Here is a 22,610-nt window from a genome sequence, read left to right on the forward strand (position 1 = left end):
CAAGTAGTTACTTCAATAAAAAATTATTAAACTTTTTATATTGATCCAAATGAACTTTGAGTATTACTTTTATCTCAGGAACTTCGATCTTCCAGCTCCCTTCTTTTACATTATATTTCTCACAGCTATTTTTACCGGATGATACAGCAATAAACAGATGGCCGTAATTAATGCGAGCCAGAAAAGTCCCGTGAAAATTTCCATATTGGAAAGGAGAATAGACTGAGCTGTTATTTTGGCTTTAAAAGCACCGGCTGTCATTGATAAAGAATCATTAACTGACAGTTTTGAAATATTAGCACCGAAAAGCTGATTCCACTGACTGTAAAAAATGGGATTGGTGTTTGTAAAATTATAACTAATTGTATCAGAATGTTTTAAGGTTAAAAAAAGCATCAGATTCTGCATTAGTGCATAACCAATAGCTGTTGTCCAGAAACGGGTTGTGGTTCCTAAAGCTGTAGCATTGGGCACATATTCTTCCGGAGTTCCTGAAATCAAAAAGAAAACTAGCGGCGTAAATAATAATCCCTGAGCAACGCCCTGTAGAAATAAAGGCGGACAAATCGTAGAAAGGGCAGTGTCAGGATAAAAAGTATAGGTAAACCATGCACAGTCTATTGCAAGTAACAGAAATCCGGTAAAGAAAACAATTCTTGAGGAAACTCCACGCACCAGGCAGATTCCTGATAATACTATACCCAGAAGAGTTCCTGCAACATTCCAGTACTGGATGTTTACAATATAATCCCAGGGCCATTTCCATACCGTAGCCATGATGCTGTAGACATTATTCAGCCCTGATCGGATCAGGTAAAAAATGAAGAACAGAATCATTCCTGCAATCACATTTTTTGAACTGAAAACTTCAAAATGAAATAATGGTCTCTTGGAATTTCTTTGTTTAAGCATAAATAATCCTCCCGAAAGCAGGAATATAAATAAACACATGATAATGGTATCAGACTCGAGCCACATCAGTCTTTTACCATAAATAATAGCATAACCGCCAGCCTGCAGGCATACCCAAAGTAAAAACCAACTGGTAATATCCAATTGGTACAAAGGTTTTTTAGGAAAGAATCTGTTTCTGTTGAATAAAGCAATGCCAATGATCAGTACAAATACATGGAAATAGACCATCATCAGGATCATATGCTGAAAATCGTAGTTCTCAATGCTTGATTTCAACAGGGAAGTGGTTATTGTACCCCCGGTGAGCATAATAGTATACATGAAAAGGTAGGCTAAGACTTTGGCGTGTTTCGTTTTTAATTCAGCAATAATCAAAGGAAGGAAAATAGCCCCTTCCAACAGCCCGAAAATTCCTTCTAAAAACCGGATCACCAAAATAACATGATAATCGTGAGTTACCGATAAAATGTAAAGTATAATAACAGAAATAGAGGCCATCAGCAGGACATAATATTTGACGCTGAAATAAGCCATAAACCGCTGTAAAACTAAAAGGGTAACCACAAATGTCCCATACATCAAAATCATTAAATACTGAATGTCATCTGAATCAACATCCATAAAAGAAGAGGTGAAGGCGCTGTTGGAATGCAAAAGCGACAACAACATCAGGTGGGGAAACAATGCCAATATAAGAAGCGGCAGTTTCAGCCATTGTGGTACCCATTTATGATAAACTGTATTGTGTTGCATAATTTTTTGAAAGCATTAAAAGATAAATGCTGAAAAGGCAGATAAGTAAACTCACAGCCTGAGTTTAAAATGCGAAAAGACAAAAAAGCAAGGTGTAAAAGTAAAAGGTAAAATGGCAAATATGCTTAAGAAAAAATTTGCAGATTCGCTATTTTGCAGTCTTGTCTTTTCGCTAAAAAAATAATTTAATCGTAAAGTATGAAATGTATTGATTTGAAGTGATTTTCAATTGAATAACTTTGTACTCTAGTACTTCAATTCACTCCCGCACTCAAACTTATATCTTCTTCGCGCTCACCAGAACATTCATTCCGGAAAGCAGTTTTTCGTTGTCTTTATTATTATCAAGAATAATTTTTACAGGAAATCTCTGTTCAATTTTTACAAAGTTTCCGGTTGCGTTATCAGGTTTTACTAAAGAAAACTGTGATCCTGATGCTGGAGAAACGGAAAGTATTTTTCCTTTAAATTCTACGTCGGGATAAGCATCTGCAGTAATAATGACTTCCTGGTTCTGATCAATCTGTCCAAGTTGTGTTTCTTTGTAATTGGCAATGATCCATTTTTCTTTGCTGACCATCTGTACCAAAGCCTGACCTTCTTTAATCAATTGCCCTTCCTGAATAGTCTTTTTTCCAACCCACCCATCATAGGGAGCCGTAATTACAGTATAAGAAAGATAGAGTTTGGCATTATTCAGACTTGCAGAACTCTGCTGAATCTGGCTTTTAACAGGGGCAACCTTGGTCTGCTGTTCATTGGCTCCGGCTCTTACTGCATTTTTTTGCTGTTCCAATGCCAGAAGATTGGCCTTTGACTGTTCATATGAAGCTTTTACATTTTCAAATTCCTGTTCGGTAGCGGCATCTTCTGACAGCAGGTTTTTATATCTTTTAAAATCCTGTTCTGTTCTCCAGATATCAATTCTTGCAGAAGCAATTTTGGCATCAATGATCTTTGTATCGCTTTCTTTAGTATTGACACCGCTTTCAATAGTGCTGATGGTAGCTGTATTGGCGTGGAGATTGGCTTCTGCCATTTGTACCTGATTCACAAACTCTCTGTTGTCTATGATAATCAAAGTATCACCTTTGTGTACAAACTGATTTTCATTAAACTGTATTGCTTTGATAAATCCGGAAACCTTGCTGGATACAGGAGTGATATATTGTTCGATCTGTGCATCGTTGGTAGTGACATTCTTTCTTGAAAAAAGATAAAAACTGACCATTCCTGTAATTCCGCTGATAATCAGGATCCAGGCCAGTAAAGTAATGGACTTGTTGATTCTTTTTTCCTTTTGTGTCAGTTGTTTCTGTGCCATAGTTTTTATAAGTTTCCAATCGTATATTGGAGTTGGTAATATTTAAGTTGTCGGTTTATTTTTACGGAAATAAGGTTAGATTCTGCCTCCAGATAAGTATTGTCGGCATCAATCAGTTCAGTGATAAGACTTAGTTTGTTCGCATATTTTGTTCTTACAATGCGATAGTTTTCTTTAGCCTGGTCAATCGCTTCTTCAGCAATTTTCACTTTCTGGTCTGTTTCTTCAAACTTTTTGTAGGCTTCGTAGACACTGTGTCTTATTTTCTCTTCATTTTCTGCTATCTGAAGCTTGGCAAGGTCTATATTTTCCCGTGCTTCCTGCATTTTGTATTTATTTTTATACAGATTTTCGATAGGATAGCTAAGATTCACACCCATCATTCCCAGACGGTATGCATAAGGTTCGGGAGGAAAAAACATCATATTCGGATACTTTAAAAAATATTCTCCGCCTGCTGTAATTTTAGGTAAGTAATTCGCTTTGGTGATTTTTTGATCCAATTCCTTCAGTGAAAGATTTTTGTGAGTGATTTCAACGGATTCATTTTTATTTAAAGCTGTTTCAGTCAAATCATCAATATAAGGAATCGCAGCATTCTCCGAAATAAGATCTTCCGTATTCACATGCATTTCCTGAATTTCCGGAAGAGAAAGAATTGTTTTCAGTTTGTGCTCTGCAATCTGAATATCGTTATCCAGTTCTGTCCAGCTCATTTTATGATTGGAAAGCTGTAATGAAGTTCTCAATACTTCATTCACTGTTACGACTCCGTTGGCTTTAAGAGCTTTTACCTGTTTAATGTTAACAGAATCTTCTTTCATCTTATCATTAATGAGACTTTGTTGTTCTTTTAAATGATGGATCTGCAGAAAAGCTGTGATGATTTCCATGGTAAGCTGTCTCTCATCCAAATGCGTTCTTAAAGCAGATATTTCAGTGTCAATAGCCGCTTTTTTTTCTGTATTTTTTATTTTGCCGCCCATGTACACAGGAATTGATGCAGATAATGTAAAATCATACATCCCATTGATCGCATCATACCTTGTCGCTTTGTTAAATACGCCATTTTGATGCTGATACAAATTGGTTACCTGAGTATAGCTGGTATGAAATTCAATGTCCGGAAGCTTTTCCATTTTGAGATCTTTCTCTTTGGTAGCGGACATTTCCTGTTTTAGATGACTTATCTGTATGTTTTTGTTGTTTTTCAGACCAATCTCTACAGCTTGTTGTAAGCCGAGATGCTGATAATCTATCATCTGTGAATGTAAAAAGCTGCTCAATAATAAGCACAACGCCATGCACAGATATCGGCATGCGTTAAATATGATATTCATAAATTAATTAAAGGATTTTTGCTAAAAATGATTTTGATGCAGCAAAGTTACGACGACAAGAGTAAGACCTGATTTGTGAAAACAGAAAAAGATTTGCTCATTTACGCCAATTTGAAAAATCTTCTTATCTTTATTTCATGAATGACAGTCATTTTAAAGCCGTAGAAGAGGATGATGCCGAATTTTACATCTATCATGTCCTTACAGGTAATGTAACAACAGAGATTCATTATCACAGTTCTGCACAATTAGTATATGCAGAAGGAGGTATTGTGCATGTTTTTACAGATCAGAAGCATTGGTATCTTCCTGCAAGGTGCTTTATGTGGATTCCTGCCGGAACACCTCACTACATTTTTTCTACCAGTCCGAAAGTTGATTTATATAATTTTTATTTTAAGAAGGAAGAAAGCGAAAATGGCTTTTTTGATGAAATTAATATTTATTCTGTTAATAATCTACTTCGGGAGATGATTTTATATACTAAAGAATGGGATGGGAAAATCACAAAAAATGACCATTCTAAATATTTTTTTCTCAAAGCCCTTAAAGGAGTTTTACACGAGAAAAAGCACAGACACCTTGCATTTCCCATACAGCATCCCTTTCCTAAGGATGAAACACTATTAAAGATTGCAAGATATATTCATGCGAACCTTGAAAAACCCCTTACTATAGAATCTACGGCCAAAGAATTCGGAATGAGTACCAGAACCCTTTCGAGGAAATTTAAAGAGATTCTAGGCATGAATTACGTCCGTTTTCTACGGGCATTACGAATTACCCGTTCCCTTGAACTAATGCTGGAAGGAAAATACAATATGTACGAAATAGCAATGATGGTAGGATACAATAGCCTGTCGTCTTTCAGTAATATTTTCAAAAAAGTAATCGGTATTGCTCCTACGGAATATCAGCAGAAACTGAGAGGGGATAAGTAGTGAGTGGAAGTGTTTGATAGAGCAGTAATAGCTTTTTTGTTATGAGATTTATCGGGAGGAAATTCTATTCTCTGGAGAGGTGGATTTTTGCAACGCAAGAAGATGGGGTAATTCAATAAAAAAACCACTTCAAATAATTGAAGTGGTTGATATTGCGAGAAAATCTCAGTTGCTTAAAATTAAGCTTCTTCAGATTTAACTTCTTCTTTTTTAGCAGCAGGAGCAGCTACAACTGGAGCGTCAGATACGATATCGAATTCGAAATTGTACTCAACGTTTCTGTGTAATCTGATGTTTGCCGTTACTTTACCAGTTCTCTTAATAGTGTTCCCTGGAATTTTGATATATTTCTTCTCTACAGAAACTCCAGCTTTAGCAAGAGCTGCAGAAAGATCTGCATTGTTGATAGATCCGAATAATTTGTCACCAGAACCTACTTTTGCAGGGATAGTGATAGAAGTTTTCTTTAATTGATCTACTACAGCGTTAGCAGCAGCGATTAATTTAGCTTCTTCTTCTTTTCTAGCTTCTAATGTAGCTTCTAAAGCAGCTTTGTTTTTAGGTGTAGCTAAAAGAGCAATTCCTTGAGGAAGTAAGAAGTTTCTAGCATAACCTGGCTTTACGCTTACTGTATCAAACTCAAGTCCTAAGTTTTCTACGTCTTGTTTTAGGATGATATCCATTGTTGTTGTCCTTTTTAAAGATTTTAGAGTGTTCTAAAATCAAGTTAGAATTAATTATTTATTCAGCAACAAAAGAAGAGACTGCTCTCTTCTTTTATTTATTTGTCTTATTTCAATAAGTCAGCTACGTAAGGTAGTAAAGAAAGGTGTCTTGCTCTTTTGATAGCAGCAGAAACTTTTCTTTGGTATTTTAAAGAAGTTCCAGTGTATCTTCTTGGTAAGATTTTACCCTGCTCGTTTACAAATTGTAATAAGAAATCAGCATCTTTGTAGTCAACGTGCTTAATTCCGTATTTTTTGAATCTACAATATTTCTTTTCAGATTTTGTATTGATATCAAGCGGAGTAAGGAATTTTACTTCTGATTCTCCTCCAGCTGAGGCTTGTTTAGCCATTTCATCTATTGCCATGTCTTGTCTTTTTTAAAAAAAATAGGGTTAATAATTAAGCTTTAGCTGCTTTTACTTTAGTTCTTCTAGTTACAGCATACTCAACAGCATGTTTGTCAAGTTTCGTAGTAAGGTAACGGATTACTCTTTCGTCACGCTTAAATGCTAATTCTAGATCAGCTACTACACTACCTTCTCCTTTGAATTCGATTAGAGTATAGAACCCGTTCTTTTTCAATTGGATAGGATAAGCTAATTTTTTTAATCCCCAGTTTTCTCTAGCAACGATTTCGCAGTTCTTTTCTTTGATAAGATCTACATACTTGTTCACTGCTTCCTCTACCTGTGACTCAGATAGAACGGGAGTTAAAATGAAAACAGTTTCGTAATTGTTCATAATGTTAAATGAATTTGTTAATTATTTCGAGGTGCAAAAGTAGAGAATATATTTCTTATATGCAAGAGGATTCATGAAATAGTTGCATGTTGATGGTTTATAGTTTCAAGTTTAATATTGGGGATATTCTTAATGAAAAGCTATTTTCAATACAATACTTTTCCAAACGATCAACTTTCAACGGACAATTTCTGACTAATCTTTTTGTCTTAACTCCGTCAGAAAATTGACCTTCAATACATCATACAGCGAATGTCTGCTTACTAAAATAGAAGCAATGGAAGAAACCATTCCTGCCAGCATCAGGTGGAAAATCAATGAATGTCTGTCTGTCATTTCCAAAACAATAATTGCTGAAGTAAACGGAGCCCTGGTAATTCCCGTGAGAAAAGCTACCATTCCGGCCAGAACAACAACATTGGTTTCGTTGGGTGTTAAATGAATGGCGCCTGAAATAACAGAGCCTATACTTGCTCCCGCTGTGAGAGCAGGGGCGAAAATTCCTCCTGCACCACCGGAAGTAAAAGAAAGGGCAGGGCCAAGCATTCTTAGAACCGGAACATACCAGTCTTCATGCTTGTCCTTCGTAAAAAGAACACGCTCCATAATTTCTTTCCCGGAGCCCAGAATTTCCCTGTTGATGAAATAAGCGATTGAGGCAATAATCAAAGCACAAATGATCAGAAATATAACATTGGCCTTATCGGTTTTCAGTTTGTTTTTTTTCCAACTGTTGATTTTAAGCATCGCAACAGAAAGCTGACTGGCTAGAATACCAGCAACTGCAGCAACAAGTACAATGGGAAACATAACCATTAAAGAAACATCATTGGTCTTCGGATATCCCAGATATAAATAAGAACCAGCAAGTGTTTGTGCTGTAAGACCGGCAATAATTACTGCAGTAAACAAAGCTGTTTTGAAGTAATTGATATGGGTTTTTGACAGTTCTTCCACAGCGAAAACAATACCTCCCAACGGAGTGTTGAAAGCTGCTGCAAGCCCGGCTGCGGCTCCTGTCATAATCATGTTTTTCTTGGAAATTTTCGGCCACCATTCGGGAAGATACTCGTTGACTTTTCTGAAAACAGAGCCTGCAATCTGAATAGTAGGTCCTTCACGTCCTACCGCACCTCCTCCGATGACCAGAATGACTGAAGACAGGATTTTGAAAAATATAATCTTAATACTCAGAAGGCTTCTAATCTTGCGGTGTTCTTTCGGATTGGCGAGTTCTACCGCAACCATGACCTGTGGAATACCGCTTCCTTTGGCATTGGGCGCAAATTCTTTCACCAGCCACCAGGAAAGTACAAATCCTATGGGAGCGATGATGAAAATCATCCATGCATGCCAGTCAAAGATAAAATTCATAAGATGTTCACCCCAGGCAAATATCTGTGCATACATGACGGCAAAAAAACCTGTAATAACAGATCCTATCCAAAAAGGAATAGCCTGAAGCAGATTGTACTTCAGCTGTTCGTTCCGGATATTGTCAAAGGAATTTTTGATGGATTTCCGTATCAGGATGAAAATTTTCAGCATTTGTCTGTTTTGAGGGATGAAATTACGGTAAAATTTTGAAAATTATATGTGGTTTAAAAATTTTGAGATGATTTCAGCGTTTCCAATTGTAAGTATTTCCGGTAAACCAAAGCTTAAAATATTGTTTTTCACTTCAAGTTTGAAATTTTCATTCGGAAAAGTTTTTATAGCTGCTTTTCTTTTTGGAGTTAGAAAATTCATGGTTTTAAATTGATCACTTCCTAAAACATAGAAATCTTTAAATTCATGATCTTTAAAATTGATAGTAAAACTGCTGAATATTCCTGCAATCTTATCCATTAATTTCTTTTTATTGATGGAGATATACCCAAAATCTTTCTCCAGTTTTTTGAGTCCCCAAAGTTGAATAGTGTCAAATTTACGACCTAACCGGCCTCCTTTGGATGTCATTCCAACTTTGCTGACGATAAAAAGATAGAAAGAATCACCTGTCGTTCTGTCTTTTACAAAATAACAGATTTGAGGGATGAATATGGGATAGAGATCATGAGAACTGAATTGTTCATAGGGAGACTCTTTAAGATCAATTACAGAAATTTCATAGACCGCAGAAAGCTGATCGTAGACTTCAGCAATGAGATTTTCATCCTGTTCGGTGAAATCAGAAAATTTAGTCATGTCATACTTTCTGTAATCCAGATCCATTGTTGAATATTATTTAAGTTTAAAAATAACGCTAATAAATCTAACTTCCAAAAAAGTTATTGTAGATAGAATTGTGTTTAATTTGTTATTGATTTAATAAATTAAATGCCTTTTATTTAAATATTTGTAATTGTTATTTTATGTTGTTTGATCTTTTGATATTTCATTGAGTTTTGGTTAACAAAAACAAAAAAACCTCCGAAAAACGGAGGTTTGTATTTAAAACCGGCAAAAATTACTTTATTGCTGATTGTATATTTACTTATATTTCTGTGTTCAGATCCCAGTTTTCAAGATAGTCGTGAACATGCTTCAGCATCATTCCTCCTAAAGAACCGTCTACCACTCTGTGGTCATAAGAGTGAGACATGAACATTAAGTTTCTGATAGCAATTACATCACCATCAGCTGTTTCAAGAACTGCAGGCTTCTTAACGATAGCTCCGATTGCTAAAATAGCTACCTGAGGCTGAGGAATGATAGGGGTTCCCATAAGGTTTCCGAAACTTCCTACGTTAGAAATAGTATAGGTTGCACCCTGAGTGTCTTCAGGTCTTAATTTCTTGTTTCTTGCTCTGTAAGCCAGATCGTTGATTGCTTTTGCAAGACCTGAAAGTGATAACTGATCAGCATTTTTAATTACAGGAACAATAAGGTTTCCGTCCGGAAGGGCAGTAGCCATACCGATGTTGATGTTTTTCTTTTTGATGATGTTTTCACCATTGATAGAAACATTGATCATTGGGAAATCCTGAATTGCTTTTACTACAGCTTTTACGAAAATCGGCATGAAAGTCAATTTCTCACCTTCGCGCTTTTCAAATACTGCTTTATTTTTATTTCTCCATTTCACAACGTTAGTAACGTCTGTTTCGATGAAAGAAGTAACGTGTGGAGCAATTTGTTTTGCTTTTACCATGTTTTCAGCGATGATCTTTCTCATTCTGTCCATAGGAATGATCTCATCACCTGCGCTTACCGAGATTGTAGCTGCCGGAGCAGATACTGCTGGTTTCGGAGTGGATGCTGCCTGTACAGGAGCCGCCTGCTGAACCGGCTGGTTTCCTCTGTTAGCAACATATGCTAATATATCTTCTTTTGTAATTCTTCCTTCCAAACCGCTTCCTTTGATAGATTTCAGTTCAGTTTCAGAAATATTTTCCTGTTGTGCAATAGATTTTACAAGTGGAGATAAATAAAGATCTCCTGAGAATTCTACGTTTGAAGCAGCTGTTGTTTGTAAAGGCTCTTCAATCGCTTTTAAAGTGTCAGCATCCGGAGTAGCCGCCGGAGTTTCAGTTTTTACTTCTTCTGAAGCTGCGCCTTCTCCTTCAATTTCTAAAATAGCAATGGCTTCACCTACTTTTGCAACTTCATCTTTTTGCTTTAAAATTTTTACGATTTTCCCCGAAACTGGTGTCGGAACATCTGAATCTACTTTATCTGTTGCAATTTCTACTACGGAGTCATCCTCCTTTACGTTATCACCTTCATTGAATAACCAAGTGATAATTGTCGCTTCCATAACACCTTCTCCCATGGAAGGAAGCAATAATTTGTATTCTGCCATTTTTGATTTTTAGATTTTGACAAATATATAAAAAAAATCGGTTTTTTTATGAAATATATAATCTTAGCTGAATTCAATATAAATATTTTCGCCCACATTCAATCCAAACAGGCTTTTAGCACCGTTTTTCTTACTTCCTTTATAGATGGTAAGCTCCAATAATTGACTATCATTGAAAATAGCAGCAGACTGCCCATGGAATTCTGTTTCCCTTTCCCAGTCTGAAACAACCTCCGTATGGCTGGAAAATATCCTTGAAAGGCTTAAATTTCTGAATTTTATGGTAAAACTATCATAGCCTTTGCTGATATTTTCAAAAAAGTCTTTGTTGATATTTGAGATTATATTTCCGAAATTATCAATATAAGTTACTTCGCCGATAATCATGCCTTCCGATTCATTATAAACTGCTCTTGGGAACATCAGTTGTTTGGCTGTACTTATTTTTCGCCCTATGACTTCAGGGAGTCCGCCATTGGCAAGATGTACCGCTGCAGGAACAAAAATATCTGTAGAAGTAAAGTTGATGATGTCATCAAAACGGTTGTTAAGCGTAAGTTCATAGATTGCTTCCGGTTTAATATCAAAAAAGATAAGGCTTAAAAGACCGTTATCTGCCGCTAAAAAGTAAGATCCATCGGCTTTGTAAATGATATTCTTTCTTGATCTGTTGTGAAAACTGTCTACGGAAATGATGTGAATGCTTCCTTTAGGAAAATATTTATAAGCATTTCTTACAATATACGAAGTCTGTATAAGGTTGAATGCCTGGATATCGTGGGTTATATCAATAATATTAACCTCAGGGTTTAGAGACAGAATTTTGCCTTTCACAGCGGCAACTCTGTAATCTAAATTTCCGAAATCCGAAGTAAGGGTAATAATTGACATGAGCAATTTCTAGAATAATGTAGTATTGCAAAGTTATTTAAAATAAAAAGAAAGCCCGAAAGATTGTTGAAAAGAATTTGATATAAATTTGAAAAAAAGCTTTAATTTTAAAATCTAAAAATAAAAATACTGCATGTTTGAATTAACATATGATTTGGAAGATATCGATGCGAAAATCTTCTATGGAGTTAATAACCAATATTTCAACTTAATAAAATCAAGCTTTCCAACCATTAAAATTACAGGAAGAGATCATGTCATCTTTGCCATGGGAAATAAGGAAGCTTTAGATATACTGAAACAAAAACTGAATGATATTGTCAGTTTTATCTCCAAAAACAACTCAATAGGCCTGAAAGACGTTGAAAATATACTAAATATTAAAGACGAAAATGAGAAACAACTGGTTTTTGATCAGGATATTATCGTAAAAGGAGTCAATGGAAAAGTTATTAAGGCTAAAACAACCAATCTTAAAAAATTGGTAAAGGAGACGGAGAAAAAGGATATGGTCTTCGCCATTGGTCCTGCTGGAACTGGAAAAACATATACCAGTGTAGCATTGGCCGCAAGAGCTTTAAGAGATAAAGAAGTGAAAAGAATCATTCTGACAAGACCGGCTGTAGAAGCGGGAGAAAGTCTGGGATTCCTTCCCGGTGACCTTAAAGAGAAGCTGGATCCATATTTGCAGCCTTTGTACGATGCACTTCGTGATATGATTCCCCATGAGAAACTGGAAGGTTTTATGGAGAAAAAAGTAATTGAAGTAGCTCCTTTGGCTTTCATGAGAGGACGTACCCTTGATGATGCTTTTGTGATTCTTGATGAAGCGCAGAATACAACTCATGCACAGATGAAAATGTTCCTTACCAGAATGGGTATGAATGCTAAATTCATTATCACAGGAGATCCGAGCCAGATTGACCTTCCGAAAAACCAGCAGTCCGGGCTGAAAGAAGCTATGAGGATTTTAAACGGAGTGAAGGAGATCGGGTTTGTGCATCTTACAGAAGAGGATGTGGTAAGACATCCGGTGGTAAGAAAGATTATTCTTGCTTATAATGATGAGGACAAAAGACTAAGAAACGACTAGTTAAGAATAGGTGAAAGTTTCCGTTAACCTTTTATTAACCTTAAATTGGTTAGTTAAAATTTGTTAATTTGAAAAAAATAATTAGTTTTGCAGACCTTGAATGTAAAAACTAATTAAACATGAAAAAACTTTTACTTGTTGCAGCAGTCGCTGTTATGGGAATTTCTGCAAACGCTCAGGAATTTCGATTTGGTCCTAAAGCTGGTTTCGCAATGTCAACTATTAAACTAGATGATAAGCAAGATGATCTTGACGGAAGAAAAATGTCTCCTAAATATACTTTCTATATCGGTGGAATGGCTGAGTACAAATTCAATGATAACTTTGCTGTTCAGGGAGAAGTTTTATACTCACCACTTGGAGCTAAAGAAAAAATTGATGGAGTAAATGCTGGAGGAATGTATTTTGGTGAGTCTACTAAAATTACTTTTGGAACTCTTTTGGTGCCTGTTTCTGCAAAATACTTTATTACTGAAGGTTTTTCTGTAGCAGCAGGTGTTAACGTAGGAATTATTCTTACGGCTAAACAAAAAACTGTAATTGGCTCAGATTTCCTTGATGTAGAAGTGGAAGGAGATACTGGTGATGTGGATATTAAAAAAGATATCAAATCTTTAAACCTTGCTCCTTTCTTAGGAGTTGAATATATGCTGGAGAACGGACTTTTCTTTGATGCAAGATACAGCTTAGGTGTATCCAACCTATCTAACGATAATAGTGGAGGTACTGTAAAGAACAGCTTTGCTCAGGTGGGTGTAGGTTTCAAATTCGGAGGAAACTAATTCTGAAAATCTTATTTAGAAATAATAAAAAGCAGGACAAAAATTGTTCTGCTTTTCTCGTTGTAGAGCAGTTGTATCCTTATGATGAAAATAATTAGTACTTTTGCAGAATAATTCAAAGCTACTAAAAAAATGAAAAAACTATTATTACTAGGTGCTTTTGCACTTTTAGGAGGTGCTGCTCAAGCGCAGGAAGGTTTTAAAATTGGTGGACATATTGGGGTTCCTGTGTCTGATGCAAGTGATGTATCTTCATTTACATTAGGAGTGGATGCTGCTTATATGTGGAATATTGCTAAAGGTCTTGACCTTGGGGTAACAACAGGATATTCTCATTTCTTCGGAAAAGATCACTTTGATGATTTCGGATTTATTCCTGTAGCTGTTTCCGGTAAATACAGATTCTCTGGAGCTCCTATCTTTGTAGGATTAGACCTGGGATATGGTATCTCTACAAAAGATGGAGTAGATGGTGGTTTCTATGCACAGCCTAAATTTGGATATCAAATGTCTAAAGGAGAGTTGTACATCGGATATCAGTCAATCAGTAACAGACGTGACTATGGTTGGTACAGAGATAGCTGGAATGTAGGAGCTGTTAACATTGGTTATAATTTCTTTTTGAAATAAGAAAGCAATTGCATATTAAAAACTCCGGCCGAAGGCCGGAGTTTTTTTGATATAATATAAGCAGACTGTACAGACCTTTTATCAGAAATTTTTGAAATAATGGCACTACAGCGATTAGGAAAGATAAAAACAACTTCATATTATAAACAAATGTTTAATTTTTAAGAGTTAATAACTTAAAAATTAATATTTTAGGTTAACTTATTTTGGCATTTTTCCAGAATTCATGGGGTTTTAGAAAAAAAACGAAAATTTAAAAAAGTAAACATATTCACCTCTCGTTAGTAAAATGGAGTTTTTTTATTCATAATATTGTGAAAAACTCAATAACTTCTCTTAACTATGATTTATTTTTACAATACTCTAAAATTTAACAATGATATTAATCACATTAACAAATTTTAATATTAATAGGGACCACTGTAAATTTGCCCTCAGAAAGTATTAAAATTTTTTAAAATGAAAAAAATATTATTAGCGGGTGCTGTTGCACTTTTTGGTTTATCAAACGCTCAGATTGCTAAAGGAACTACATATTTATCAGGATCTGTTGGTTATTCTCAAGAAGAATCTAACAACGGAAACATTAAAAAAGAAAACTTCAACGTATTACCTACAGTTGGATATTTCGTAAACACTAACTTAGCAGTTGGATTAGGAATTGGTTACCAAACTGAAAAGAACACTGTAACTAATACAGCAACTTTAGGAAACACTACAATTGTAAACGAAAGCATCGTTAAAACTCCAGCTTTTGTTGTTGCTCCATTCGTAAGAAAATACTGGACTTTATCTGACAAGTTATATTTCTTCGGACAATTAGCAGTGCCAATGCAGTTTGGAAAAACTGAAACTGAAACTAACTCTGTAGCTACTTCTGGAAATTCAGTTGTTACAAACTCTACTTCTACTGAAGCTAAATACACTAAAATCGGTGTTACTGTGAAGCCAGGTTTAGATTATTTCTTAAACAAGAACTGGTCTATCGAAGCTACTATCGGTGAGTTCGGTTATAGCAACTACAAGCCAAAAGATGGTGATGCTACAAACAACTATAACTTCGGATTGAATTTATCTTCTGTAACTTTCGGAGTTAAATATGTATTTGCAAAATAATAAACAAAGCATATAGCAAGAAAGCCCTGAGAAATTCTTAGGGCTTTTTTTTATAAAACTAATATAATAATCATGAAAAAAATCGTATTGATGGGCGCTGTTGCGCTTTTTGGTTTATCAAACGCACAGATTGCTAAAGGAACTGCTTATCTTTCAGGACAGGTAGGGTTTTATCACAAGGAAACCAATGAATTTGGTGGGAACAGAAAGGACAATGTAATCAGGATTCTTCCTACAGCAGGTTATTTCGTTAATACAAATTTAGCGGTGGGACTAGGAGTAGGATACAAAAGTGCTGTTACCAAATACAAAGTAAATGCAAGTGAATTCAGTAATCCGGTTGAAATAAAAAATACGGATAACGCATTTGTGGTAGCTCCATTCATAAGAAAATACTGGACTTTATCTGATAAATTATACATTTTCGGACAATTGCAGGTTCCATTGGAGTTTGGCAAGGAAGAGTTGGATTTTAACAGTGATGGTAATGGTGGAGATCCTATACTTTCCGCTCCGTTTATGCAAAAAAATAACTATACTAACATTGGAGTGAATATTAAGCCGGGTCTGGATTATTTCATAACGAAGAACTGGTCAATTGAAGCAACAATAGGAGAGTTCGGGTACAATACTTACAAAAGAGATATTGACGGTGCCAAAAGAGCTGATGACTACAAATTTGGGATCAGTTTAACTTCCGTGACTTTTGGAGTTAAATATGTATTTGCAAAATAATAAATAAAATAGATGAATTAGTCCTGAGATTGCTATCTTAGGACTTCTTTACTATAAAACTATTTAATAATCATGAAAAAAATCTTATTAGCGTCTGCAATCGCTTTATTTGCAGGTTTAAATGCGCAAACCACATTCGGGTTAAAAGCAGGATATGCTTTATCAAAATTGAATACTAATGAAGGTGATTTTGAATTTGGTGGAATTGAAGGCGGCATGAAATCTAAATCCGGATTTTATGTTGGAGGTTTGGTTGAACACAAATTCAATAACAAATTTGCTATTCAGGGAGAGCTTGAATATGCTAATCTTGGAGGAAAAGCAGAAGTTTCATTGCCAGGTATTACAGTAACTGAAAAGATGAACCTTAACAGAATTGTAATTCCTGTGTCTGCAAGATATTATGTAACTCCGGAACTAGGTATTTATGCAGGTCCGTATGTGAGTTTTAAGACCAATAACAAGGTGAAATTTGAGATGAGCGGTCCGAATGCAGGAATGGTAGATCCTTCAGGAATCCGAGAAGGAGAGCGTTATGTAGAAAGGTATCTGAATGATACATTGAAATCCACAGATTTTGGTATTTTCTTAGGAGCTGATTACAACATCCATAAAGGATTATTTGTAGATGCACGCTATAGCTTTGGTCTTACCAATATGATCAAGAACCCTGTAGATGGTGAAACATTAAAAATGAATTTCTTCCAGCTGGGGCTAGGGTATAAATTTAAATAAACCCATATTCAGATAAAATAAAAACTCTCAGAAATTCTGAGAGTTTTTTTATGAATGATTTTGTCTTGTTATTTTCCCATTCCGCCCATTCCCGGCATATTTGGCATCTTGCTCATCATCTGCATCATCTGCTTTCCTTGAGGGCCCTGCATCATCTTCATCATTTTACCCATTTGGTCGAATTGTTTCATCAGTTGATTTACATCTTCGATTTTTCTTCCAGCACCTTTAGCAATTCTTCCTTTTCTCTGAGTATTGATGATAGAAGGTCTTCTTCTTTCCTCAGGAGTCATAGAGTAGATAATCGCTTCAATGTGCTTGAATGCATCATCACTGATTTCTACATCTTTGATCGCTTTTCCAACACCAGGAATCATGCCCATTAAGTCCTTCATGTTACCCATCTTCTTGATCTGATTGATCTGTTTTAGGAAATCATCAAAACCAAACTCGTTTTTAGCGATTTTTTTGTGAAGTTTTTTAGCTTCTTCTTCGTCAAACTGCTCCTGAGCTCTTTCTACCAAGGAAACAACGTCTCCCATTCCCAGGATTCTGTCTGCCATCCTTTCCGGGTAGAAAAGGTCTAAAGCTTCCATTTTTTCTCCTGTAGAAATGAATTTGATTGGTTTTTCAACAACAGAACGAATCGTCAAAGCAGCTCCACCACGGGTGTCACCATCTAATTTAGTTAAAACAACTCCGTCAAAATTCAAAGCATCGTTGAATGCTTTTGCCGTATTCACAGCATCCTGACCTGTCATTGAGTCAACAACGAATAGTGTTTCATCTGGTTTAATGAAGTAATGAACTGACTTAATCTCGTTCATCATCTGTTCATCAATTGCCAAACGACCTGCCGTATCCACGATCACAACATCATGACCGTTTGATTTTGCAAAATTAATTGCGTTTTCAGCAATCGTAGAAGGATTTGTAGAACCTTCTTCTGTGAAAACTGGAACCCCGATTTGTCCACCTAAAACTTTTAGCTGGTCAATCGCAGCAGGACGGTAAACGTCACATGCCACCAATAAAGGTTTTTTATTTCTTTTTGTTTGTAAATAATTAGCAAGCTTTCCTGAGAATGTAGTCTTACCAGAACCCTGAAGACCTGCAATAAGAATTACAGATGGTTTTCCTGAAAGATTGATTCCCTCCTGAGAACCTCCCATAAGGTCTACCAATTCATCATGGACGATTTTCGTCATCAGCTGTCCAGGCGTAAGGGAAGTAAGAACGTTCTCTCCTAATGCTTTATCCTGAACTCTTTTAGTAAGATCTTTTGCAACTTTATAGTTAACGTCGGCATCTACCAATGCTCTACGGATCTCCTTTACGGTTTCCGCTACATTGATTTCAGTAATTTTTCCTCTACCGGAAATATTATGTAATGCCTTGTCTAATTTATCCTGTAAACTATTAAACATATTTATTGTAAATTATAGGTTTGCAAAAATAAGGAATTTTTAGCATATCTAAAGTGTCGGGACGTAATATTATATAGATAAGAAAAAATGATATATATCAAATCTTATCATAATACGATAGAAAAAGTCTATTTTTGCGGTCTATTAAAATTTAGAATGAAAATCAATCCCAATATTCTTGTTGTCATTTTATTCTTTCTGACGTTCCTGGTGCATTTTTCTCTTTGGAAATTTGTTTTTCACCTGGATGAAATTGTGATCATTAAGTTTTATCTTTTCTTGAGCGTCATGTTTATGATGATGATTACTCTTATTATCTTAATCAATAGAGTAGTGCCGGAATTTTTAGGATTGTCTGTCATTGGTTTGATTCTTTTAAAATTCGGTTTGATGTACTTAATCAGAAAAAAACTGAACTTTGAAGTGATTCCAGGCTATAAATTCCATTTTATCATCCCTTATTTTGTCCTGACAGCACTGCTTACATACTATGCGATCAAGCTGATTAATCATGATAAAAAACAGTAAAATAATTTATTGAAACTAGAAAAAATATCATATTTTTGCACAACGAAAAAAACCTATCAATGTTTAAGAAATTCGCAGTTTTATTCTACAGTATTTTTGTATTAAACTTAGTGTCTGCACAGCACGGTGAGGCTACTGCCGGGGCAGCTCCTGCTCAAGAGCTTTCAGAGAAAGACAAAGTAAGCAAAGAAAACAAAGAGTTCATCGATCATCACTTGTTGGATGCACATGATTTCACATTGATGGTTGATAAAGACGGTCACCACATCGGTTTCCCTCTTCCTGTTATTGTATATGACAATGGTTTTCACTCTTTCATGAGTAACAAAGAAGGGTTCATGCACGGAGAGCCTACTGAAGTAGACGGTTCTTTTTATGTATTGCACCATGAGAAAATCTATAAGACTGATGCAGCTGGAACTATAACTCTTGATGATCACGGTCACCCAACTAACGTAAAACCATTAGATCTTTCAATTACAAAAAGTGTACTGATCATTTTATTAGTATCAATCTTTATGTTAGTGTTGTTCGGTGGTATGGCTAAGTCTTATAAAAAATCAGTGGTTCCTACCGGTGCTGCAAGATTTTTAGAGCCATTAATTATTTTCGTAAGAGATGAAGTTGCTATTCCAAACATCGGACATAAGTATAAGAGATTTATGGGTTATTTATTAACGGTATTCTTCTTTATTCTTTTTCTTAACGTTTTAGGATTAATGCCTTTCGGAATTAATGTTACAGGTAATATTACAATGACATTTTTCCTTGCAATCCTTACTTATTTGATTACAACATTCTCAGCTAACAAAGATTACTGGAAACACATCTTCTGGATGCCGGGAGTACCAGTTCCAATGAAGCTGATCATGCTTCCTATCGAACTATTAGGAACAATCACTAAACCATTCGCATTGATGATCCGACTTTTTGCAAACATGACTGCAGGTCACATCGTAGTAATGAGTTTGATCGGATTGATCTATGTATTTAAGAATTTTATCGCAGGTGTTGCATTCCCTTTCCTTACATTGGTAATTTATTTACTAGAGGTATTGGTAGCATTCCTACAGGCTTATATCTTTACAATGTTATCAGCTCTGTTTATCGGAATGGCAGTACAAGAGCACGAGCATGAACATCATGCAGCTCACTAATTGAAATTATAAATTAAAGTAAAACAAATTTTTTAAAATTATATATTATGGAAATCCCTAAAATTGTAGGTGCTGGTATCGTAGTACTAGGTGTAGGTATCGGTCTTGGTAAAATCGGAGCTGCTGCTCTTGAAGCTATCGCTAGACAACCTGAGCAATCTGGAAAAATCCAAACAGCTATGCTTATCGCAGCTGCACTTGTAGAAGGTGTTGCGTTTGCTGCTCTATTCGCAGTAAACTAATTGAAATCAGACCATTATCTGTGACGGTTGGTTACAGATAATGGTTCTTTAAAAAAAAGTAATAATTATTTATACATTTATATAATGGAATTAATTCATCAGTTTTCGTCAGGATTATTTATTATCCAGTCTGTTATTTTTCTAGCATTATTATTTTTGTTAGGTAAATTCGCTTGGAAACCTATTTTAACGTCTATCAATGACAGAGAAACATCTATTGTTGACGCTCTTAATCAAGCTAAATTAGCTAGAAAAGAAATGGAAACTTTAAAAGAGGATAACGAAAGAATCATTCGTGAAGCTAAAATCGAAAGAGACGCTATCCTTAAAGAAGCTAGAGAAATTAAAGACAGAATCGTAGGGGAAGCTAAAGATGTTGCTAAAACTGAAGGAGACAGAATGATCGAAGCTGCTAAACAGACTATCAATGCTGAGAAAAATGCTGCTATGGCAGACATCAAAACTCAAATTGGTACTTTATCTGTAAACATTGCTGAGTCTATCTTGAAACAAAAATTAGACAACAGCGAAGCTCAAAACGAATTAGTTCAAAATTATTTAAACAAATCAAACCTTAACTAAGAATGCTTACATCTAAAGTAGCTAAAAGATACGCACAAGGTTTACTTGATTTTACAAATGAATCAGGTCAAACGGCTACTGTATTTTCTGAAATGAAAGATGTAGTAAAGATCATGAAAGTGTCTGCGGACTTAAACAAATTCTTCATGACTCCTTATATCGATTCTAAAAAGAAAATAGAAGTAGCAAATGAAATTTTCAAAGGTTTATCTGTCTCTTCTCAAAATCTGATCAGATTGGTGATTAAACACGGACGTGAAACCCAATTGAAAAATATCGCTCAGGAATTCATCAACAAAGTAGAAGACCTTAGCGGTGTACAGAGAGTAACACTTACTACAGCAACTCCGCTTTCAAAAGAGAACCTGGATCAGATTTTAAGATCTACAACTCTTGTAAACGCTGATTCAAACTTTGATCTGAAAGTGAATGTAAAGCCTGAAATTCTTGGAGGATATGTTCTAAGAGTAGGTGATCAGCAGGTAGACGCGTCTGTGAAGACAAAATTGAACCAAGTTAAAAAAGATTTCCAATTAAATTAAGAAAAACAACCATACAATGGCAGAAATAAATCCGGCAGAAGTATCTGCGATCTTAAAACAGCAATTGGCCAACTTCGACACTCAATCAAACGTTGAGGAAGTAGGTACAGTTTTAACCATCGGTGATGGTATTGCTCGTGTATACGGGTTAGAAAACGTACAATACGGAGAGTTGGTGAAATTTTCTAGTGATGTAGAAGGTATTGTACTTAACCTTGAAGAAGACAACGTAGGTGTTGCTTTACTTGGTGAAAGTAAATTAGTAAAAGAAGGTGATACAGTAAGAAGAACAAACAGAATCTCTTCTATTAAAGTAGGAGAAGGTATGTTAGGAAGAGTAGTAGATACTCTTGGTAACCCTATCGATGGTAAAGGTCCTATTACTGGGGATTTATACGAAATGCCATTGGAAAGAAAAGCTCCTGGAGTTATCTTCAGACAGCCGGTAACTGAGCCTTTACAGTCTGGTATCGTTGCAATTGACGCGATGATTCCTGTAGGAAGAGGTCAGAGAGAGCTTATCATTGGTGACAGACAGACAGGTAAAACTACTGTTGCAATTGATACAATCATCAACCAAAGAGAATTTTTTGATGCAGGTAACCCTGTATATTGTATATATGTTGCAATCGGTCAGAAAGCTTCTACTGTTGCACAAATCGTTAAAACTCTTTCTGATAAAGGAGCTTTAGCTTATACTGTAATTGTTGCGGCTAACGCATCAGATCCAGTTCCAATGCAGGTATATTCTGCAATGGCAGGTGCTTCTATTGGTGAGTTCTTCAGAGACACTGGTAGACCAGCACTTATCGTTTATGATGATTTATCTAAACAAGCTGTTGCTTACCGTGAGCTTTCTCTACTATTGAGAAGACCACCGGGCCGTGAAGCTTATCCTGGAGACGTTTTCTATCTTCACTCAAGACTATTGGAAAGAGCGGCAAAAGTAATTGCTGATGATAATATTGCTAAGCAAATGAACGATTTGCCAGAATCTCTTAGACCAATTGTAAAAGGTGGTGGTTCTTTAACGGCACTTCCAATTATTGAAACTCAGGCTGGTGACGTTTCTGCATATATCCCTACCAACGTAATCTCTATTACAGACGGACAGATCTTCTTGGAGTCTGATCTATTCAACTCAGGGGTTCGTCCTGCGATCAACGTAGGTATCTCTGTATCGAGAGTAGGAGGTAATGCTCAGATCAAATCAATGAAAAAAGTTTCTGGTACTCTTAAGTTAGATCAGGCTCAATATAAAGAACTAGAGGCGTTTGCTAAATTCGGTTCAGACCTTGATGCTTCTACTTTGGCAGTTATCTCTAAAGGAGAAAGAAACGTAGAAATCCTTAAGCAGCCGGTAAATGCACCACTTCCTGTAGACAGTCAGGTAGCGATCGTATACGCTGGAACAGAAAACTTAATGAGAAACGTTCCTATCAGAAAAATTAAAGAATTCCAACACGAATATATCGAGTTCCTAAGATCTAAGCACCCTGATACAATGGCTGCTATTAAGGCTGGAAAAATCGATAACGATATTACAAGTGTTCTTAAGCAGGCTGCTAATGATTTAGCTTCTAAATACAACTAAAAAATTCAATGTTTAAGGTTTAAAATATAA

At 35.7% G+C, this 22,610-nt stretch carries 24 protein-coding genes; 13 read left to right on the forward strand and 11 right to left on the reverse strand.

The window, feature by feature from the left end:
* Positions 1-105: 105 nt before the first annotated feature.
* The 3 genes from ACTJIP_RS11785 to ACTJIP_RS11795 form a co-directional block, all read right to left on the reverse strand.
* Entirely contained in the window at positions 106-1,668 is a 1,563-nt protein-coding gene (locus ACTJIP_RS11785; protein ID WP_440704610.1) for an MFS transporter, read from the reverse strand.
* A gap of 277 nt (positions 1,669-1,945) precedes the next feature.
* The gene (locus ACTJIP_RS11790) at positions 1,946-2,992 is read right to left on the reverse strand and encodes an HlyD family secretion protein (protein ID WP_440704611.1); all 1,047 of its coding nucleotides are present in this window, start codon (positions 2,990-2,992) and stop codon (positions 1,946-1,948) included.
* A 5-nt stretch (positions 2,993-2,997) separates the two neighbouring features.
* Positions 2,998-4,332 carry a TolC family protein gene (locus ACTJIP_RS11795; protein ID WP_232538965.1) on the reverse strand — a complete coding sequence of 445 codons (1,335 nt, stop codon included), beginning with the start codon at positions 4,330-4,332 and terminating at the stop codon, positions 2,998-3,000.
* Between the two features lie 137 nt (positions 4,333-4,469).
* Between ACTJIP_RS11795 and ACTJIP_RS11800 the strand changes: the two genes are divergently transcribed.
* Positions 4,470-5,273 carry a helix-turn-helix domain-containing protein gene (locus ACTJIP_RS11800; RefSeq protein WP_077416923.1) on the forward strand — a complete coding sequence of 268 codons (804 nt, stop codon included), beginning with the start codon at positions 4,470-4,472 and terminating at the stop codon, positions 5,271-5,273.
* Positions 5,274-5,452: 179 nt separating this feature from the next.
* On the opposite strand, the gene rplI is transcribed toward ACTJIP_RS11800, so the two are convergent.
* The 7 genes from rplI to ACTJIP_RS11835 all read right to left on the reverse strand — a co-directional run bounded on the left by rplI (position 5,453) and on the right by ACTJIP_RS11835 (position 11,417).
* Complete coding sequence (gene rplI / locus ACTJIP_RS11805; protein WP_077416925.1) at positions 5,453-5,956, reverse strand: 50S ribosomal protein L9; 504 nt, start codon at positions 5,954-5,956, stop codon at positions 5,453-5,455.
* A 107-nt stretch (positions 5,957-6,063) separates the two neighbouring features.
* The gene (rpsR, locus tag ACTJIP_RS11810; RefSeq protein ID WP_034706728.1) at positions 6,064-6,366 is read right to left on the reverse strand and encodes a 30S ribosomal protein S18; all 303 of its coding nucleotides are present in this window, start codon (positions 6,364-6,366) and stop codon (positions 6,064-6,066) included.
* A 34-nt stretch (positions 6,367-6,400) separates the two neighbouring features.
* Positions 6,401-6,742: a 30S ribosomal protein S6 gene (rpsF, locus tag ACTJIP_RS11815; RefSeq protein ID WP_077416927.1), complete on the reverse strand. Its 342-nt coding sequence runs from the start codon at positions 6,740-6,742 to the stop codon at positions 6,401-6,403.
* 195 nt (positions 6,743-6,937) lie between these two features.
* Positions 6,938-8,290, reverse strand: coding sequence for a chloride channel protein (locus ACTJIP_RS11820; RefSeq protein WP_440704612.1), 1,353 nt, complete (start codon positions 8,288-8,290; stop codon positions 6,938-6,940).
* Between the two features lie 42 nt (positions 8,291-8,332).
* A complete protein-coding gene (locus tag ACTJIP_RS11825; RefSeq protein ID WP_219072785.1) occupies positions 8,333-8,956 on the reverse strand; it encodes a hypothetical protein in 624 nt (207 codons plus the stop codon).
* Between the two features lie 262 nt (positions 8,957-9,218).
* The gene (locus tag ACTJIP_RS11830) at positions 9,219-10,526 is read right to left on the reverse strand and encodes a dihydrolipoamide acetyltransferase family protein (protein ID WP_440704613.1); all 1,308 of its coding nucleotides are present in this window, start codon (positions 10,524-10,526) and stop codon (positions 9,219-9,221) included.
* 63 nt (positions 10,527-10,589) lie between these two features.
* Positions 10,590-11,417, reverse strand: coding sequence for an SAM hydrolase/SAM-dependent halogenase family protein (locus ACTJIP_RS11835; RefSeq protein ID WP_077416935.1), 828 nt, complete (start codon positions 11,415-11,417; stop codon positions 10,590-10,592).
* Positions 11,418-11,550: 133 nt separating this feature from the next.
* Between ACTJIP_RS11835 and ACTJIP_RS11840 the strand changes: the two genes are divergently transcribed.
* From ACTJIP_RS11840 to ACTJIP_RS11865, 6 genes are all read left to right on the forward strand, one after another.
* Positions 11,551-12,510, forward strand: a complete 960-nt coding sequence (locus ACTJIP_RS11840; protein WP_077416937.1) for a PhoH family protein — start codon at positions 11,551-11,553, stop codon at positions 12,508-12,510.
* A gap of 119 nt (positions 12,511-12,629) precedes the next feature.
* A complete protein-coding gene (locus tag ACTJIP_RS11845) occupies positions 12,630-13,292 on the forward strand; it encodes a porin family protein (protein WP_077416938.1) in 663 nt (220 codons plus the stop codon).
* A 132-nt stretch (positions 13,293-13,424) separates the two neighbouring features.
* Positions 13,425-13,922: a hypothetical protein gene (locus ACTJIP_RS11850; RefSeq protein ID WP_047385284.1), complete on the forward strand. Its 498-nt coding sequence runs from the start codon at positions 13,425-13,427 to the stop codon at positions 13,920-13,922.
* Positions 13,923-14,381: 459 nt separating this feature from the next.
* The gene (locus ACTJIP_RS11855) at positions 14,382-15,038 is read left to right on the forward strand and encodes an outer membrane beta-barrel protein (RefSeq protein WP_077416940.1); all 657 of its coding nucleotides are present in this window, start codon (positions 14,382-14,384) and stop codon (positions 15,036-15,038) included.
* Positions 15,039-15,110: 72 nt separating this feature from the next.
* Entirely contained in the window at positions 15,111-15,773 is a 663-nt protein-coding gene (locus ACTJIP_RS11860) for an outer membrane beta-barrel protein (protein ID WP_219072784.1), read from the forward strand.
* Positions 15,774-15,845: 72 nt separating this feature from the next.
* A complete protein-coding gene (locus ACTJIP_RS11865; protein WP_077416945.1) occupies positions 15,846-16,508 on the forward strand; it encodes a porin family protein in 663 nt (220 codons plus the stop codon).
* Between the two features lie 68 nt (positions 16,509-16,576).
* On the opposite strand, the gene ffh is transcribed toward ACTJIP_RS11865, so the two are convergent.
* Complete coding sequence (gene ffh / locus ACTJIP_RS11870; RefSeq protein ID WP_077416947.1) at positions 16,577-17,935, reverse strand: signal recognition particle protein; 1,359 nt, start codon at positions 17,933-17,935, stop codon at positions 16,577-16,579.
* A 156-nt stretch (positions 17,936-18,091) separates the two neighbouring features.
* On the opposite strand from ffh, the gene ACTJIP_RS11875 reads away from it, so the two are divergent.
* The 6 genes from ACTJIP_RS11875 (at position 18,092) to atpA (ending at position 22,580) form a co-directional block, all read left to right on the forward strand.
* Positions 18,092-18,463 carry a hypothetical protein gene (locus ACTJIP_RS11875; protein ID WP_428168495.1) on the forward strand — a complete coding sequence of 124 codons (372 nt, stop codon included), beginning with the start codon at positions 18,092-18,094 and terminating at the stop codon, positions 18,461-18,463.
* A 59-nt stretch (positions 18,464-18,522) separates the two neighbouring features.
* Positions 18,523-19,620 carry a F0F1 ATP synthase subunit A gene (gene atpB, locus ACTJIP_RS11880; RefSeq protein WP_077416949.1) on the forward strand — a complete coding sequence of 366 codons (1,098 nt, stop codon included), beginning with the start codon at positions 18,523-18,525 and terminating at the stop codon, positions 19,618-19,620.
* A 47-nt stretch (positions 19,621-19,667) separates the two neighbouring features.
* Positions 19,668-19,862, forward strand: a complete 195-nt coding sequence (atpE, locus tag ACTJIP_RS11885) for an ATP synthase F0 subunit C (protein WP_002979108.1) — start codon at positions 19,668-19,670, stop codon at positions 19,860-19,862.
* An 84-nt stretch (positions 19,863-19,946) separates the two neighbouring features.
* Positions 19,947-20,444: a F0F1 ATP synthase subunit B gene (locus tag ACTJIP_RS11890; protein ID WP_077416951.1), complete on the forward strand. Its 498-nt coding sequence runs from the start codon at positions 19,947-19,949 to the stop codon at positions 20,442-20,444.
* 2 nt (positions 20,445-20,446) lie between these two features.
* Positions 20,447-20,986, forward strand: a complete 540-nt coding sequence (atpH, locus tag ACTJIP_RS11895) for an ATP synthase F1 subunit delta (protein ID WP_426482631.1) — start codon at positions 20,447-20,449, stop codon at positions 20,984-20,986.
* A gap of 16 nt (positions 20,987-21,002) precedes the next feature.
* Positions 21,003-22,580 carry a F0F1 ATP synthase subunit alpha gene (gene atpA, locus ACTJIP_RS11900; RefSeq protein WP_047385277.1) on the forward strand — a complete coding sequence of 526 codons (1,578 nt, stop codon included), beginning with the start codon at positions 21,003-21,005 and terminating at the stop codon, positions 22,578-22,580.
* Positions 22,581-22,610 lie beyond the last annotated feature (30 nt).

The sequence above is a fragment of the Chryseobacterium sp. 22543 genome (genome assembly GCF_052044565.1).
Taxonomy (GTDB): domain Bacteria; phylum Bacteroidota; class Bacteroidia; order Flavobacteriales; family Weeksellaceae; genus Chryseobacterium.